General features: G+C 63.6%; 12 protein-coding genes and 1 riboswitch. Of the genes, 6 read left to right on the plus strand and 6 right to left on the minus strand.

The features are described 5' to 3' along the window. Positions 1 to 56 precede the first annotated feature (56 nt). From MUW49_RS11305 to MUW49_RS11315, 3 genes are read right to left on the minus strand one after another with little or no spacing between them, the layout of a single operon-like run. Positions 57 to 845 carry a heme ABC transporter ATP-binding protein gene (locus MUW49_RS11305; RefSeq protein WP_201964167.1) on the minus strand — a complete coding sequence of 263 codons (789 nt, stop codon included), beginning with the start codon at positions 843 to 845 and terminating at the stop codon, positions 57 to 59. 15 nt (positions 846 to 860) lie between these two features. Continuing rightward, a complete protein-coding gene (locus tag MUW49_RS11310) occupies positions 861 to 1892 on the minus strand; it encodes an iron ABC transporter permease (protein ID WP_201964183.1) in 1032 nt (343 codons plus the stop codon). Beyond that, on the minus strand, positions 1889 to 2734 hold the full coding sequence (locus MUW49_RS11315; protein ID WP_103260746.1) for an ABC transporter substrate-binding protein: 846 nt from the start codon (positions 2732 to 2734) through the stop codon (positions 1889 to 1891). The genes MUW49_RS11310 and MUW49_RS11315 overlap by 4 nt, the downstream gene beginning before the upstream one ends. A 167-nt stretch (positions 2735 to 2901) precedes the next feature. On the opposite strand from MUW49_RS11315, the gene hutX reads away from it, so the two are divergent. Beyond that, positions 2902 to 3414, plus strand: coding sequence for a heme utilization cystosolic carrier protein HutX (gene hutX / locus MUW49_RS11320; RefSeq protein ID WP_039040073.1), 513 nt, complete (start codon positions 2902 to 2904; stop codon positions 3412 to 3414). After that, entirely contained in the window at positions 3411 to 3968 is a 558-nt protein-coding gene (gene hutZ, locus MUW49_RS11325) for a heme utilization protein HutZ (protein ID WP_010673228.1), read from the plus strand. The genes hutX and hutZ overlap by 4 nt, the downstream gene beginning before the upstream one ends. Before the next feature lie 64 nt (positions 3969 to 4032). Here hutZ and MUW49_RS11330 read toward each other — a convergent pair whose 3' ends face one another. From MUW49_RS11330 to MUW49_RS11340, 3 genes are read right to left on the minus strand one after another with little or no spacing between them, the layout of a single operon-like run. Then, a complete protein-coding gene (locus tag MUW49_RS11330) occupies positions 4033 to 4440 on the minus strand; it encodes a hypothetical protein (RefSeq protein ID WP_041211184.1) in 408 nt (135 codons plus the stop codon). A 57-nt stretch (positions 4441 to 4497) separates the two neighbouring features. Beyond that, on the minus strand, positions 4498 to 5031 hold the full coding sequence (locus tag MUW49_RS11335; protein WP_134997919.1) for a cysteine hydrolase family protein: 534 nt from the start codon (positions 5029 to 5031) through the stop codon (positions 4498 to 4500). Positions 5032 to 5045: 14 nt separating this feature from the next. Continuing rightward, positions 5046 to 6014 carry a ChaN family lipoprotein gene (locus MUW49_RS11340; protein ID WP_223930081.1) on the minus strand — a complete coding sequence of 323 codons (969 nt, stop codon included), beginning with the start codon at positions 6012 to 6014 and terminating at the stop codon, positions 5046 to 5048. A 195-nt stretch (positions 6015 to 6209) separates the two neighbouring features. On the opposite strand from MUW49_RS11340, the gene MUW49_RS11345 reads away from it, so the two are divergent. The 4 genes from MUW49_RS11345 to MUW49_RS11360 all read left to right on the plus strand — a co-directional run bounded on the left by MUW49_RS11345 (position 6210) and on the right by MUW49_RS11360 (position 16229). Next, positions 6210 to 8303 (plus strand): TonB-dependent hemoglobin/transferrin/lactoferrin family receptor, encoded by a 2094-nt coding sequence (locus MUW49_RS11345; protein ID WP_244812805.1) that lies wholly within the window; start codon positions 6210 to 6212, stop codon positions 8301 to 8303. Between the two features lie 261 nt (positions 8304 to 8564). Beyond that, on the plus strand, positions 8565 to 9707 hold the full coding sequence (locus MUW49_RS11350) for a 3-phenylpropionate MFS transporter (protein ID WP_010673233.1): 1143 nt from the start codon (positions 8565 to 8567) through the stop codon (positions 9705 to 9707). 63 nt (positions 9708 to 9770) lie between these two features. After that, positions 9771 to 13232: a PAS domain-containing hybrid sensor histidine kinase/response regulator gene (locus tag MUW49_RS11355; RefSeq protein ID WP_043152611.1), complete on the plus strand. Its 3462-nt coding sequence runs from the start codon at positions 9771 to 9773 to the stop codon at positions 13230 to 13232. Between the two features lie 201 nt (positions 13233 to 13433). After that, positions 13434 to 13520, plus strand: a riboswitch (cyclic di-GMP riboswitch). A 111-nt stretch (positions 13521 to 13631) separates the two neighbouring features. Further along, positions 13632 to 16229 (plus strand): glycosyl hydrolase family 18 protein, encoded by a 2598-nt coding sequence (locus MUW49_RS11360; protein WP_043152616.1) that lies wholly within the window; start codon positions 13632 to 13634, stop codon positions 16227 to 16229. The last annotated feature ends 175 nt before the right edge of the window (positions 16230 to 16404 follow it).

Genomic DNA, 16404 nt, shown 5'->3' on the forward strand with positions numbered 1-16404 from the left:
CCGCCATCACACCGCCATGGCGGACTGCCTCGTCTCGGGGTGGTGGATGAACGGCATCACACCACCATGGGTTGTCCCGTCTCGGGGTGGTGGATCACCTGGGCGGGGTAGTCGTAGAGCCGGGCGATGAGCGCCGGGGTGAGCACCTCGGCCGGGGGGCCGTCCGCCATCAGGCGACCGCGCTCCAGCATCACCAGCCGATCGGCGTAACGGGCCGCCAGATTGAGGTCGTGCAGCACCACCAGCACGGCGGTGTTGCGACCGGCCAGGGCGCGGGCCATGGTGAGCAGCTGGTGCTGGTACTTGAGGTCGAGGGCCGAGGTGGGTTCGTCGAGCAGCAGCAGCCGCGCTTGCTGCGGTTCGTCCGGGGCCTGCCAGATCTGGGCCAGCACCCGGGCGAACTGCACCCGCTGGCGCTCCCCGCCGGAGAGGCCGGGGTAGAGGCGGCCCGTCAGGTGATCCACCCCGGCGTGGGTCATGGCGGCACGCACAATCTCGTCGCGTCGGCTTGCCGGCTCGCTGTGGGGCAGTCGCCCCATGGCCACCACCTCCTCGCACAGGAAGGGGAAACTCAGGGACGAGCTTTGCGGCAGCACCCCGAGCCTGTGGGCCAGCGCGTTGCCGGCCCACTCCTGGCGTTTCTGGCCGAACAGGGCGATGGTTCCCTCATGTGCCAGCTCGCCGGTCAGGCATTTGAGCAGCGAGCTTTTTCCGGCGCCATTCGGGCCGAGCAGGGCGGTCAGACTGCCGGCCTGCAGCTCGAGATCCAGGCGGTCCAGAATGAGGCGGTTGCCCAGGCGGAGGCTGAGCTCCCGGCAGAGAAGCAGGGGGGGGGATCCGGGCAAGGTGACGTTCTCCTGTTACAGCGTCCGGCGGCTCTTGACCAAGAGCCAGATGAAGAAGGGCGCCCCCATCAGGGCGGTGATGATGCCCACCGGCAGCTCGGCCGGCGCCAGCAGGGTGCGGGCCAGCATGTCGGCCCCCAGCAGCAGGCCTGCCCCCAGCAGGGCCGACAGCGGCAGCAGGCGGATATGGTTGGGCCCCGCCAGCAGCCGCACCAGGTGAGGCACCACCAGGCCGACGAAGCCGATCATGCCCGCCACCGCCACCGCCACGCCGACCCCGGCGGCGGTGAGCAGGATCTGGCGCCGCTTGAGCGCCTGCACGTTTACCCCCAGATGACGGGCCTCTCCCTCTCCCAGCAGCAGGGCGTTGAGGGGGTTGGCGTCGCGCATGAAGAGCCACAGCAGGGCGGCCAGGGTCGCCAGGGCCAGCGCCACGTCCAGCGGCTTGCCCGCGGCCAGCGACCCCATCTGCCACAGGCTGAGGTTGCGCAGCATCTGATCGTCCGCCAGGTAAGTCAGCAGCCCTATCACGGCACCGGACAGCGCCGTGATGGCGACGCCGGCCAGCAGCATGACGGTGACCGAGGTTCCCCCCTCACGGGTACCCAGCAGATAGACAAGCGTGGTGGTGAGTGCCCCGCCGAGAAAGGCGAGCAGGGGCAGCAACCCCAGGCCGAGCAGGCTCTGCAGGTGCGAGCCCAACGGGGCGAGCAACACGATGGCCAGGGCCGCGCCGAGTGCCGCCCCACCCGACACCCCTATGATGCCGGGGTCTGCCAGGGGGTTGCGAAACAGTCCCTGCATCACGGCGCCGCAGAGGCCGAGAATGCCCCCCACGGCGATGCAGAGCAAGGTTCGTGGCAGACGGATCTCCTGCACGATCAATAATTTGTGAGCCTCAATCCCGCTCTGTGGTCCGGCAAACAGGGCGCGCAGGCTCTCACCAAGGGAGAGGGACATGGGGCCGGTCGCGAGGGACCCGACCAGCAGCAACGCCAGCGCGCAGCCGGTCAGGGCGAGCAGCCAGGGCAGAGGCAGGCGCATCAGGAACCCTGCTTGATCCACTGGGCGATCTGGTTCGCCTGTTGCAGGGAACGAAGGCTGAGGCCCCCTTGCAGGGCATGTCCGTCGATGGCGTGGATGGCCTTGTTCTTGCCTGCCGGGGTGGCTGACAGGGCGGGCACCTGGCTCAGGACGGCGTCGGGATCCTGATACTGCTGCCAGTCGCGGCCGCTCACCAGCACCAGATCAGGTTGCAGCTCGATGAGGGATTCGGTGGAAACGGGCTTGTAGTCGTGGAGCCCAGCCACCGGATTGACGCCGCCCGCCAGGGTGACGAGGGCGCTGGCGGTGGTGTTGCCGCCAGCGATGCTGGTGGGCTGACCCTTGTGCAGCAGCAGGAAGGCGACCTTGAGGGGCTTGTTCTGCTTCGCCTGCGCCGCCAGGGTGTCGCTCTGGGCGGCAATCTCCTCCTTGAGCTTGCTCCCTGCCGCCTGGTCACCCAGGAGATGGGCCAGGGTATCGATGCGCTCGTTGAGGTTGGCCAGCGTAGGGGCTGTGGCCATGACCTCGACCTTGACGTTGGCACGGCGCAACTGATCAAGCGTGCTGTTCGGGCCCATCTCGTCGCTGCCGACCACCAGGGTCGGAGAGAGACTCAGGATCCCTTCGGCGGCGAGGGCACGGTGATAGCCGACCTTGGGCACGCCTCTGGGCTCCGGACTGCTGACATCGGTGGCGACCAGGCTCTGCTCGCCTCCCAGTGCCAGGATGAGTTCCGTGGTGGCCGGGCCTATGCTGACGATACGCTCCCCCGCCATGACGGATGGGGAAGAGAGGGAAAGGGCACAGCCGAGCAGGCTGAATGCGAGGGCAAAACGACGGCCCATGCGAACCTCCGAAGGATGAATGAAATAGGGTTGCCGCCGAGAATATCAAGTCGCCCATCAAAATGCACTGAGAATGAAAGCGATTATCAATTGCGTTACTTGGGGCGCTTTATTACAGTATCCGCCGCGACACCGAGCACCATCGCCAGATCATCCAGGGAGAACCGATGAGCATTGCACAACGCATTCACGCGCTGCTGGAGCAAGACCCCAGCGCCCACCCGTCCACCCTCGCCACCGAGCTGGCCGTCAGCGAGTGGGAGGTGGTACGCCATCTGCCTGCCGCCCTGATGACGCAAGTGCCGGCCGGGGAGGCCGAAGCCCTGCTGGCGGACTTGTCCAACTGGGGTCAGGTGACCACCATCGTCGAATCCGATGGCTCCATCTTCGAGGTGAAGGCTCCCTTCCCCAAGGGCAAGAACGCGCGCGGCTACTACAACCTGATGGGGCGGGACGGCGAACTGCACGGCCACCTCAAGCTCGACAACGTGGCGGGCATCGCCCTGGTCAGCAAGCTCTTCATGGGCAAGGAGGGGCACTCCTTCCAGTTCTTCGGCCACAGTGGCCGCTGCATTTTCAAGATCTACCTGGGCCGGGACGAGCAGCGTCAACTGCTGCCTGAGCAGGTGGAGCGTTTCATGGCCCTGCGCCGTCAGTATCAAGAGGAAGTGAAAGCATGAGTGAACGTCAGGAGCGCCTGCAAAACCGCCTGCAACCGGAGATCCGCGAGTTCCGCGACGGTTGCCGTACCCTGCAGCTCGCCACTGTAGATGGCGAAGGCAACCCCAATGCCAGCTATGCCCCCTTCGTGCTGCAGGAAGATGGATACTATGTGCTCATCTCCGAGATAGCTCGCCACGCCCGCAACCTGCAACAGGTGCCCAAGGTATCGCTGATGCTGATCGAGGACGAAACCGGGGCCCGCGAGCTGTTTGCCCGCAAGCGTCTGACCTTCGATGCGGTCGCCGAGGTGGTGGCGCGCGACGACGCACGCTGGGAGAAGGCCGTTGCGGCGCTGGAAGGGCGTTTCGGCGAGATCGTCAAAGGGCTCTCCAACCTCAAGGACTTCGTGCTGTTTCGGCTCAAGCCCGAGCAGGGACTGTTCGTCAAGGGATTCGGTCAGGCATTCCGTGTCTCCGGCGACGAGCTGGTTGACTTCGTTCACCTGGTGGAAGGACACAAACGCATCGACAACGGCGCCGAGCTGACCAGCCCGGCGGATGAACCCGTTTGAGGGGACAATCAGCGAGATGAGAAACGGGCAGCCTGGGCTGCCCGTTTTGTTGTTATGTCCCGGGTTACTCCTGCCAGCCTGCCTGGTTGGGGAAGGCATCGCGATCGGCCTGGGTGGCGCTCTCGTTGCATTCCCCGCGGATCTTCCAGGAGGTCTGGCTGAGGACGATATAGCCGCTTCGGCAATACTTGCGCGTGGCCAGCATCTGGGTGAGCTGCTCGTCCTGCAGGGCTTCCCGGCGTTCCAGCAAGCTCTTGTCGCGGCGGCTCAGCCGGTTGTCATCTCCCTCCTGCAACCGGGTGGGCAGGACGTCGAGAGGGGCGGCCTCGAAGGTGAAGCGCTTGCTCCCGTCGTCGCTGATATGGGTGTGGAACAGGGGGGCCGGGCCATCGGGGGCTGCCCCCGGCAATCCGGAGCAGGCGGTGAGCGCCGGTAACAGCAGCGTGAGGGCAACGGCAGAGAGTAGACGCACACAAGACTCCAATCGGGTGTTCACATCAGGACGGGCAGCTTAACACGCCCGCTCGGGTTAAATGGTGGCCAGCAGCTCATCCGTCGTGAGCAGGGTCACGCTTCTTCCTTGAGGCAGGCTCAGATGCCGCCACATGAAGTGGTGGTGCTGGATGATCTGCTCCGCACTCAGGTGCGGCCTGTCCGCCGTGGTATGGGCGTCGGTCACCGCAAAGGCGTCAAAGCCCCTGGCGGCGGCGCTGCGCAACGTGGTATCGACGCAAAAGTCGGTGGCACAGCCGCAGATGAGCAGTCTGTCTACCGACTGCTCTGCCAGCAGGAAGCCGAGCTCGGTGTCGAGGAAGCTGTCACAGGCGGTCTTGCGCACCCGGCTGTCGTGGGGAGACGGGGCCAGATCGGCGTGCAGTTGCCAGCCAGCACTGCCAGGTTCCAGCTCGGAACCCGGTTCGTCGTGTTGCACATAGATGACCCGTCCGTGGTGGCCCCGCACGCGATCGGCCAGACGATTGATGTTGGCGATGACCTGGGCATCCTGATGGCGGGGGTTATCGAACAACCCCTGTTGCATGTCGATGACGAGTAACACATCCATATGAAATCCTTGGGCTATTTTGAGGGTTGCAACCATTGGCTGCAGTCACGGCTTCGGGATTGATGCAGTGCGCCCATATCTTGCTTCATTTCCTTTGCATTTAGCCAGCGTTCCGGCAGGGGAGCGATGTGGACCCCGACATCGGCGTCTCTCCCGGGTGCTGTCTCGTCACCGGTTTGCGGCACGATGAGTGCCACCTTGAGTGCCGGATTGCGGCTGGCGATGCGACTGGCGATCCCGAGCCCCCCTTCCACGTGGAAGTTGCCTGCGATATGCATGATGCGCCTGCCGGGATGCTTGCCCAGATAATCCACCATGCTTTCGGCCATGGTGTCGTCCCAGCTGGTCTGGGCGGCGAAGCGACGGGCGTTGCCGTCCGCATCCCCATGGTGCATGGAGGCCATGAACTTCTGGCGGTAGCCGTCATCCCCCAGAGTCAGCTCGCGGGCAAGCTGGCTGCGGCGATTGGCCGGCAGTTTGTCGAGCCAGGCCGGTCCCTCCTGACCGACGCAGCTCACCAGAGGTTTGGGGGCATTGGCGGCGATCACTGGCAGGTGCTGTGCCTTGGCGAACTCCACCAGAGGGCGGTAATCACTCTGGTAGTTGGGCCAGGCATGGCCATCTCGAATGAGGGCCGATTCGCCGATGCGTCCGGCCAGGTAGGCATCCAGCACCGGCTGATCGGCGCGGCTGAACTGCTCCATGGAGAGCACCAGGGCCCGGCCATCTGCCTGCGACATCTCGTCAAGCCCCGCCAGCAGACGGGCCTGCAACAGATGGATGGCCGGGTGAGTGTGAAGCTCCCCCACCAGCACGATGTCGGCATCCGCCACCCGCGCCACCGCCTGCTCGAAGGTCAACGCCTGCCCCTGGCCCGTATCGAGCCGTGCGTCATAGAGGGTCTCGGGTGGGGTGTTCTGCGGCGTGGTGGCGCAGGCGGCCAGCAGCAGGGGCAGGGCGAGCAGGGGGAGTCGTCGGATCATGGTTACTCACTCAAGAAACAGGGGATGGGAAAAGGCTGCACCATGGGATGGCGGCATGGCGAGCAAAAAGTGGCGCCAGTGTAAGGGGGAATGATGACAAAGTGAAATGAGAATGATTCACTTTATTATTGATCTTTGTCTCTTCCGGGGTAATATGCCTTCCGCTTGATAATAATTCTCAATAAGGACTTTGCAGTGGCGCACAACAACACCCCCTCCCTGATAGCCCTCGCCGTGGCGGCCGGGCTGATCTCCCCCGCTTTCGCCGCAGACAAGAAAGCCGATGAAGTCATGGTCGTCAGCGGCTCCCGGATGGAACAGAAGCTGGAAGATGTTTCCGGTCCCATCGCCGTCATTACCTCGGAGCAGATTGAAGAGCAGGTCGTCAGCAACGTCGCCGATCTGTTCCGCTATGAGCCCGGGGTGAGTGTGCAGGGAGGCGCAGGAGATGCCCAAACCTTCACCATTCGCGGCATGAGCGAAAACCGGGTCAAGGTGGTGCAGGACGGTGTGCGCCAGAACGATGCCTACAAGAACGGCGGCGTGGGTCAGACCTACTTCGACACCGATATGATCAAGCAGGTGGAAGTGGCCAAAGGGCCGGCCTCCGCCGCTTACGGTTCCGATGCCCTGGGAGGCGTCATTGCCATCACCACCAAGGATGCTGGCGACTTCCTCAAGGGCCGCGACAGCTATCTGGATGCGACCACGGGTTATGCCTCCAGCAGCCACCAGAGAATGGCCGGCATCACGGGTGCGCTGCGCGCCGGGGATGTCGAGAACCTGCTGCGCTACACCTGGCGCGATGGCGGTGTCACCCAGAATTATGACGGCGACAAGAACGAGTTCGACATCGTCAGCCAGGCCGTGCTGTTCAAGAGCAAGTGGAATCTCTCCGATGATCAGTTCCTAAAACTGACGGTGGATTACTTCACCGAGGGGCAGGATCCGGATGCCATCGATCTGACCAAGGCGGGCTCCGTCTTCAACCAGCCCATTACCGACAAGGAGACCGACAACCTCTCCCTGGTACTGGATCATGGCCTCGCCCTGAACGCCCCCTGGGCGGATCGCGTGGACAGCAAGATCTACTACAGCCGCGCCAAGCAGACCCTGGATCAGTACGCTTCGTCCAAGTATCCGGTCATGCCGGGCAACCCCTATGTGACCAAGAACTCCCTGGATCACAACGGTTTCGAGCAGGAGAGCCTGGGCGCCCAGGTGAAGTTCAACAAGGCGCTCGCCAGCCAGCGTCTGGCCTGGGGCCTGGAATACGAGCATACCGACAACGAGCGCACCCGCTTCAAGGCGCCGACCGTGCCGGGGGATTTCGTCGGCTACAACGAGCTGAGCTTCCCCTCCACCACCACCGAGCGCAGTGCGCTCTGGGCCTTTGACGAGATCAAGTTCGGCGAGCGCTGGGTGCTGACGCCGGGAGCCCGCTACGACTACTACCGGATGAACCCGGATCAGGATCCCGCCTACACCGGCGAGAACCTCAAGCGTTTCTCCGAAGGGGAGTTCTCGCCCAAGCTGGGGCTGGTGTTCAAGGCGCACGAGGCGGCCAACCTGTTCGCCCAGTACAGCCACGGCTACAAGACCCCCATGTATGACAATGCCTTCTCGACCCTGAACCACCAGGCATATGGCTATCGCATCGAGCCCAACCCGAACCTCAAGCCCGAGAGCAGCGACGGCATCGATCTGGGGGTGCGCGGCAGCCGTGGCGGGTTCAGCTATGAAGTGGCCACCTTCTACAACAAGTTCGACGACTTCATCGAGCTGACGGCCGTGGGCACCGAAGGCCGTACCGCCCTCTATCAGTACCAGAACCTGGACAAGGCGACCACCAAGGGGGCCGAGGCCAAGGCGGATTACTGGTTGAACGAGCTGGTCAACGTCTGGGGCAACCTGGCCTACATCGAGGGCAAGGATGGCGAGGGCAACTACATCAACAGCCTGAGCCCCCTGAACGGCAGCGTCGGGGTGCGTCTGGAGCAGCCGAACTGGAACATCAACACCGCATTGCGCTTTGCCGACGACATGGACAAGGTGGGCAAGGATGCGCGAGGCAACGACAACATCAAGAGCGCAGGCTGGGGCGTGGTGGATCTCTATGCCCAGTTCAAGCCGGTGCAGGACCTGCAGCTCAACGTGGGGGTGTTCAACCTGTTTGACAAGGAGTTCGTGAGCTACGAGAGCATCACTGGCCTTGCCGCCACCGCAGATACCAGCAAGCAGACCGAGCCTGGCCGCAACCTTAGTGCACGGGTCAAGTACGTGTTCTGATGGTCGTGGACCAGCATGAAGGAAAAGGGGCCCTCAGGCCCCTTTTGTCATGAAGGTCGGCGTCTGCAAAAAAGAAACCCGCCAGGGGCGGGTGGAAGGATTGCAACACTCATCAGGAAGCGGTGTTACCCAATAGACAGGGGGATGTGACAAAGGTTCAACTTTATTGATATTTATGGTTTTTATCTGTCATGCCGCCTGGGGATCCCCGCCCCGAAATCGGTTATCATTTGTGCCCCTTGTCATGCAGCCCGAGCCTCTATGCCCGCGTTCTCCTGGTTAGCCCTGTTTTTTGGTGCCTTCTACTTCGTTTATGGCGCCTACCTGCCGTTCTGGTCGCTCTGGCTGGAAGGCATCGGGGTGAGTACTGAACAGATAGGGCTATTGCTAGGGGTGGGCATGGCCATCCGCTTTGCCGGCAACCTGATGGTGATGGGGCGAGTCAAGGGAGCCGGCCAGTTGCTGCCCGTCACCCGGCTGCTCTGTCTGCTGAGTCTGCTGGCCTTCCTCGGTTTCTATCTGGGCCACAGCCTCTGGTGGCTGGTGGTGCTGACCCTGGCGGCCAACTTCATCTACCCGACCCTGATGCCCATGGGAGAGGCGCTTGCCACCCGTATGGTGGTGCAGACCCACCTCGACTACGGCAAGGTGCGGCTGTGCGGCTCCTTTGCCTTTATCGTCGCCTCCACCCTGGTGGGGGCCCTGGTGGGCAACTTTGGCAGCGACTGGGTGCTGCACACCATGGTGGCCGGGCTGCTGATCATGCTGGGGCTCAGCCTGCTGCCGCTGCGACCCGCCCCCCGGGAGCTGCAAGGGGAGCGGGCCAAGGCCTCGCTGCTCGTCACGCTCAGGTCGGCCCCGGTGCGCCGCTTCCTGCTCATCACCGCCCTGCTGCAGGGGAGCCACGCGGCCTACTACGGTTTCAGCGCCATCTACTGGAAGAGCGCCGGCTACAGCGGCACCCTGATCGGGTATCTCTGGGCTCTGGGAGTGGTGGCGGAGATCGCCATGTTCGCCGCGGACAAGCGCTTCCTCCAGCGCTTCGGCGCCCAGACGCTGTTTCTGGTGGGGGCCCTTGGCTGCGTGGTGCGCTGGGTGCTGCTCGGCAGTTCTACCGACCTGGCGGTGCTGGTGCTCGGCCAGCTGCTGCACGGGGTCACCTTCTGCGTCAGCCACCTCGGCGCCATCCGCTTCATGACCCGCCAGTTGCCCGCGGAGCAGCAGATCCCCACCCAGGCGCTCTATGCGGCCCTGGGCCTTGGCATGACGGTGGCGGCCCTGATGGCGATCTGCGGCGTGCTGTTCGAGCCGCTGGGGGGCGGCATCTTCTTTATCATGGTGCTGGTAGTGCTGCCGGTCTTCGTGTTGCGGCTGCGTGAAGAGAGCCCTGAACAGGGCCGATGACACAGGTCTGCCGGTCTCTGGCGCGGCAGGCCTCCGACTTATCTGGAAAAGGGAAGTAGAGAGATGCACCAAGGATGGCTGCTGATCGGGTTGTCGCTCGCCTATCTGGGCTTGCTGTTCCTCATCGCCTATGTGGCGGACAAGAACAAGCGCCGTCGCCCCAAGGGGCAGCCTCTGCTCTACAGCCTGTCGCTGGCGGTCTATTGCACCTCCTGGACCTTCTTCGGCACCGTGGGCCAGGCCAGCGAATCCCCCTGGTCGCCGGTGCCCATCTACCTGGGCCCCATGCTGGTGTTCCTGTTTGGCTGGCGCCTGCTGGCCCGCCTCATCCTGGTGGCCAAGCGCGAGCACATCACCTCCATCGCCGATTTCATTGCCGCCCGTTATGGCAAGTCCCAGCGCCTGGCCATGGTGATCAGCCTCATCGCCGTCATGGGGATACTTCCCTATCTGGTGCTGCAGCTCAAGGCGATCGTCACCGGGCTCGATCTGCTGATGGCCAACAGCACGGGGGTCAGCCCCACCAGCAACATGGCGGAGCTGGCGCTGGGGGTCACCCTGCTGCTGGCCCTGTTCAGCATTCTGTTCGGCACCCGCAACCTGGATGCCACCGAGCACCACAGGGGCATGGTGGTGGCCATCGCCTTCGAGTCCGTGGTCAAGCTGCTCGCCTTCATGGCGGTGGGGGGCTTTGCGCTCTGGCTCATCATCGCCAGACCGAGCGAGGCGCGTACCCTGGTGGCGGGCGACTTCCTCGATGCGGTGGTGGCGGTGACGCCGGGCGGCCTGCTGGAGCTCGCCATCTACACCCTGATCGCCATGTGCGCCGTCATCTGCCTGCCGCGCCAGTTTCACGTGACCGTGGTGGAGAACAACCAGGGGCAGGATCTGCACTGGGCCCGCTGGATCTTCCCCCTCTATCTCTTCCTGATGGGGCTCTTCATCTGGCCTCTGGCGCTGGCAGGCAAGCAGTGGGTCGGGGCAGACATGGCCTCGGATACCTATGTGATAAGCCTCCCCATGTCCCTCGGATTCGACGGCATGGCGATGCTGGCATTTCTCGGCGGCACCTCGGCGGCCACCGGCATGGTGATCGTCTGCACCATCGCCCTGGCCATCATGGTGAGCAACGATCTGGTGTTGCCGGTCCTGCTGCGCCGGGTCTGGCAACAGGGGCGGGATGAGCGCCTGATGCGGTTGCTGCTGCAGGTGCGTCGGGGTGCCATCTTGCTGATTTTGCTGGCGGCCTGGGCGCTCTATCTCTGGCTCGGGGATCTCACCAGTCTGTCGCGCATCGGCTATCTCTCGTTCGGGGCCGTGGCCCAGTTCGCACCGGCCCTGCTGCTCGGCCTGTACTGGCGTCATGGCAATCGCAAGGGCGTCTATCTCGGGCTCGCCCTCGGGGTCAGCCTCTGGTTCGTGACCCTGCTGGCGGAGAGCGGACTGCTGGCTGGCTCCCCTCTCGAAGCCCTGCTGGCGCCCCCAGACTGGCCGGCGGTGCGGGATCTGAGCCTGGGGGCCTGGTGCCTCTTCCTGAGTCTTCTGCTCAACCTCGCCGGCTATGTGGCGGGCTCCCTGCTGTCACGGGCGGCGGTGAGCGAGCGGCTGCAGGCAGCCAACTTCGTCGGCAAGACGAGCCGGGATACCTCGGCGCTTTATCATGCGCGGGTCTCGGTGAAGGAGCTGGAGATGCTGGCGGCCCGCTTCGTCGGTTCCAGCCGCGTCAAGCGGGCCTTCGGCCGCTTCGCGGGCGAACGGGGAGGCACCCTGGCGCCCCAGATGCAGGCCTCCGCCGAGCTCATCGCCCACACGGAGCGACTGCTGGCCGGGGTATTCGGTACCTCGTCCGCCCGCCTGGTGCTAGCCTCTGCCCTGCAGGGACGCAACATGCAGCTCGAGGAGATCGCGACCATAGTGGACGAGGCCTCCGACATGTTCCGCTTCAACCGCGGCCTGTTGCAGGGGGCAATCGAACACATGGGGCAGGGGATCTCCGTGGTGGACAGGGAGCTCAGGCTGGTGGCCTGGAACCGACGCTACATCGAGCTATTCTCCTATCCCCCCGGTCTCATTCAGGTGGGCCGTTCCATCGAGGAGATCATCCGCTACAACGCTGGACAGGGGTTGTGCGGCCAGGGAGACATCGAGGCCCAGGTAGCGCGGCGGGTTGCCTTCATGAAGCGTGGCAGCCCCCATGTCTCGGCGCGGGAGCGTCCCGATGGCCGGGTCATCGAGATGCAGGGCAACCCCATGCCTGCGGGGGGCTTTGTCATGACCTTCACCGACATCACCCCGTTCAGGGCGGCGGAGCGGGTGCTGCGGGAAGCGAACGAGCACCTGGAGGCGCGGGTGGCCGAGCGCACCCACGAGCTCTCCGAACTCAACCGCCAACTGCTGCTGGTAAACCAGCAGGTGGAGCGGGCCAACCAGTCCAAGAGCCGGTTCCTTGCGGCGGTGAGCCACGACCTGACCCAGCCGCTGAACGCGGCCAAGCTCTTTACCTCCTCCTTGCTGGAGATGCTGCCCCCGGAGGACGAACCGGCTCGCATCGCTCGCCACATCGACGACGCCCTGGGGGCGACCGAGGATCTCATCACGGATCTGCTGGACATCTCGCGCCTCGAGGCGGGCAAGTTCAAGGCGAAGAAGCTCGATTTCGCCCTGAGCGATGTGCTGGACAATCTCAAGGCGGAATTCGGCGTGCTGGCCCAGGCCGGTGGGATCCAGTTCTCCGTGGTGGAGAGCCGCCTTGCGGTCTACAGCGATGTGCGCTTGCTGCGGCGGGTGTTGCAGAACTTCCTCACCAACGCATTTCGCTACAACCCCGGCGGTCGGGTGCTGCTCGGCTGTCGCCGCATGGGGGAGAAGGTGCGCATCGAGGTGTGGGATAACGGCCCCGGTATCCCGGAGGGCAAGCAGGAGGCGATCTTCGACGAGTTTTCCCGCCTCGATCACTCCCGCACCGCCAGGGAGCAGGGGCTTGGCCTCGGGCTCGCCATTGCCCGCGGCATCTCGCTGGTGCTGGGTCATCAGCTCTCCCTGCGCAGCTGGCCCGGAGCGGGGTCCGTTTTTGCCATCACCCTGAACCTCGCGACCCGGCCCGTCATCCCCAGCCAGGTGACGACCCCGGCCCTGCGGGACAGCCAGCTGGAAGGGGTCAGGATCCTCTGCATCGACAACGAGGAGGATATCCTCATCGCCATGGCCTCGCTGCTGGGACGCTGGGGCTGCGAGGTGCGCTGTGCCCAGAGCCAGGAGCAGGCGGAAGAGATCATCGGCGGCGGCTTCCTGCCTGCGCTGGTGCTGTCGGATTATCACCTGGATGACGGCAAGACCGGGTTGCAGGCGCTGCACATGATCAGGCTGGCCCACGGCAACGGTATCGGCGGCATCATCATCAGTGCGGATCGCAAGAGCGAGTTGCAGGCACAGATCCGTGAGCACGGCTTTGGCTACGTGAGCAAACCGGTCAAACCTCTCAAGCTGCGCGCCCTGATGAACAGCCTGCTGATGCCGGTTCAGTGACTGGTCTCACAGAATCGAGCATTGGCTGAACATTTTTTTGATGCCATCCAGGCGCCATGATCGACGATGATGATGCCTATTTCGTCGCCATTTTCCGGATTTGGTGATAATTGAGTCTTGTTGGGTGTCACTTTTGGCAGGTGGCACCCGGGCGACTCTCCTCTATAGTCATTCGGCGATTATTTTTGTCGCAAATCAAGTTGTGCAAAAAGGCAAACCGGATGAAAGTCCGGGACGCAAAGCTTCCGGTCTAAGGGTCTGCGTACCTAGGATAGCGGGGCCACCACAGGTTGTATCGTCCATGGGCCAAGCCATGGTTGCGATGTTGTCTGCGTTACCTGGCAGGTTGCGTTGCCTTTTTCGTTGTTAATTCCAATAACGAAATAAGGAAGTTCAAATATGTTAAGTCCAAAACTTTCCCTGCTGGCGCTTCTGGTCGGGGGGCTTTGCACTACCTCCGCCTTCGCCGCTGCCCCGGGCAAACCCACCATTGGCTCCGGCCCCACCAAGTTTGCCATCGTTGAAGTCAATCAGGCCGCTTCGGCCTACAACCAGCTGGTGACCGTCCACAAGGATGGCGCTCCCGTCAGCGTGACCTGGAACCTCTGGTCCGGTGACGTCGGACAGACCGCCAAGGTACTGCTCGACGGCAAGGAGGTGTGGTCAGGCCCGGCCTCCGCCGCGGGTACCGCCAACTTCAAGGTCACCAAGGGGGGGCGTTACCAGATGCAGGTGGCCCTGTGCAACGCCGATGGCTGCACCCTCTCCGACAAGAAGGAGCTGATGGTCGCCGATACCGACGGCAGCCACCTGGCGCCGCTCAATGCGCCCCTCAAGGAGAACAACAAGCCCTACGCCAACAAGTCCGGCAAGGTGGTGGGGGCCTACTACGTGGAGTGGGGGGTCTATGGTCGCAAGTTCACCGTGGACAAGATCCCGGCCCAGAACCTGACCCATATCCTCTACGGCTTCACCCCCATCTGCGGTGGCAACGGCATCAACGACAGCCTCAAAGAGATCTCCGGCAGCTTCGAGGCGTTGCAGCGCTCCTGTGCGGGCCGCGAAGACTTCAAGGTCTCCATCCATGATCCCTGGGCGGCGATCCAGATGTCCCAAGGCAACCTCAGCGCCTGGGATGAGCCCTACAAGGGCAACTTCGGCAACCTGATGGCTCTCAAACAGGCCCACCCGGACCTTAAGATCCTGCCGTCTGTCGGCGGATGGACCCTCTCCGATCCCTTCTATTTCCTGGGTGACAAGACCAAGCGCGATACCTTCGTCGCCTCGGTCAAAGAGTTCCTGCAGACCTGGAAATTCTTCGACGGCGTGGACATCGACTGGGAGTTCCCGGGCGGACAGGGGGCCAACCCCAGCCTGGGCGGCCCGAATGACGGTGCCACCTATGTGGTGCTGATGAAGGAGTTGCGAGCCATGCTCGATGAACTGGAAGCCGAGACCGGCCGCCAGTATGAGCTGACCTCGGCCATCAGCGCCGGCGGTGACAAGATTGCCAAGGTGGATTATCAGGCGGCCCAGCAGTACATGGACCACATCTTCCTGATGAGCTACGACTTCAGCGGCGCCTTCGACCTGACGAATCTGGCCCACCAGACCAACCTCTTTGCCTCCAGCTGGGATCCGGCCACCAAGTACACCACCGACAAGGGCGTCAAGGCGCTGCTGGGTCAGGGGGTGACACCGGGCAAGATTGTGGTGGGGGCGGCCATGTATGGCCGTGGCTGGACCGGAGTGAAGAACTACCAGGCCGGCAACCCCTTCACCGGCACCGCTACCGGACCGGTGAGCGGTACCTGGGAAAATGGCGTAGTGGATTACCGCGACATCGTCAACAACCGCATGGGCGCAGGCTGGGAGCAGGGCTATGACGAGTCGGCCGAGGCCCCCTATGTCTTCAAGGCCAGCAGTGGCGACCTCATTACCTTCGACAACGACCGCTCGGTCAAGGCCAAGGGGCAGTACGTGCTGGCGAACCAGCTCGGCGGTCTGTTCGCCTGGGAAATTGATGCGGACAACGGCGACATCCTCAACGCCATGCACGAGGGGCTGGGCCACGGCGAGGGTACGCTGCCGCCGGTCAACAAGCCGCCGGTTGCCAATGCCGGCAGCGATCTGAGTGCCACCGGCCCGGCCGAGGTGACCCTCAACGGCAGTGCCTCCCACGATCCGGAAAACGGGGCGCTGACCTACAGCTGGAAACAGGTCTCCGGACCCCAGGCCAGCCTGCTGGATGCCACCCAGGCCAAGGCCCGTGTGGTACTGGATGCCGTCAGCAGCGACATCAATCTGGTGTTCGAGCTGACCGTGACCGACGATCAGGGGCTCTCGGCCAAGGATCAGGTGGTGGTCACCAACAAGGCGCCGCAGCCGAACCTGCCCCCCGTGGTCAGCGTACCGGCCAGTGCGACCGTCGAGGCCGGCAAGCAGGTGAGCATCAAGGCCACCGCTTCCGATCCCAATGGTGATGCCCTGAGCTATCAGTGGACAGTGCCGGCCGGGCTCAGCGCCACCGGTCTGGACAGCGCGACCCTGGTGGTAACGGGTTCGAACGTGACCAGTGATACGGCCTACGATCTGACCCTGGTGGTCACCGACGGGGCGCTGGATGCCACAGCCGTTACCCGCCTGACCGTCAAGCCGGCCAGTACAGGTGGTGGCTGCGAGGCCAGCGATCCGGATGCGGCCAACCATCCGGCCTGGAGTGCAGGTACCGTCTACAACACCAATGACAAGGTGAGCCACAAGCAACTGGTGTGGCAGGCCAAGTATTGGACCCAGGGCAACGAGCCGAGCCGCACCGCCGATCAGTGGAAACTGGTGAGCCAGGTGCAACTGGGTTGGGATGCCGGAGTGGTCTACAACGGCGGTGATGTCACCAGCCACAACGGCCGCAAGTGGAAGGCCCAGTACTGGACCAAGGGCGATGAGCCCGGCAAGGCCGCCGTCTGGGTCGATCAGGGCGCGGCGAGCTGCAACTGATCTGCCGTGATGAAAAATGGGGCCGAGGGCCTAATGCCAGTCAGTTAAGCCTGACTGGCATTGTTTTTACTAGGTTTTCTCGTCGCATACTTCTGTGGTTTGGCTTTGATGCACCTTGGGTAACTTCGTTCTCGGCGGGCGGGTAACTTGAACTGCTCTGCCTGTTTGTCCAACT

Source organism: Aeromonas sp. LsrichE-8G (genome assembly GCF_022869435.1).
Taxonomy (GTDB): Bacteria; Pseudomonadota; Gammaproteobacteria; order Enterobacterales; family Aeromonadaceae; genus Aeromonas; species Aeromonas caviae.

Excerpts from the sequence above, each read along its gene's own strand:
- MUW49_RS11355 (WP_043152611.1), top strand. The coding sequence starts at position 9,771 with ATGCACCAAGGATGGCTGCTGATCGGGTTGTCGCTCGCCTATCTGGGC.
- hutX (WP_039040073.1), top strand. The coding sequence starts at position 2,902 with ATGAGCATTGCACAACGCATTCACGCGCTGCTGGAGCAAGACCCCAGC.
- MUW49_RS11350 (WP_010673233.1), top strand. The coding sequence starts at position 8,565 with ATGCCCGCGTTCTCCTGGTTAGCCCTGTTTTTTGGTGCCTTCTACTTC.
- MUW49_RS11335 (WP_134997919.1), bottom strand. The coding sequence starts at position 5,031 with ATGGATGTGTTACTCGTCATCGACATGCAACAGGGGTTGTTCGATAAC.
- MUW49_RS11315 (WP_103260746.1), bottom strand. The coding sequence starts at position 2,734 with ATGGGCCGTCGTTTTGCCCTCGCATTCAGCCTGCTCGGCTGTGCCCTT.
- hutZ (WP_010673228.1), top strand. The coding sequence starts at position 3,411 with ATGAGTGAACGTCAGGAGCGCCTGCAAAACCGCCTGCAACCGGAGATC.
- MUW49_RS11340 (WP_223930081.1), bottom strand. The coding sequence starts at position 6,014 with ATGATCCGACGACTCCCCCTGCTCGCCCTGCCCCTGCTGCTGGCCGCC.
- MUW49_RS11360 (WP_043152616.1), top strand. The coding sequence starts at position 13,632 with ATGTTAAGTCCAAAACTTTCCCTGCTGGCGCTTCTGGTCGGGGGGCTT.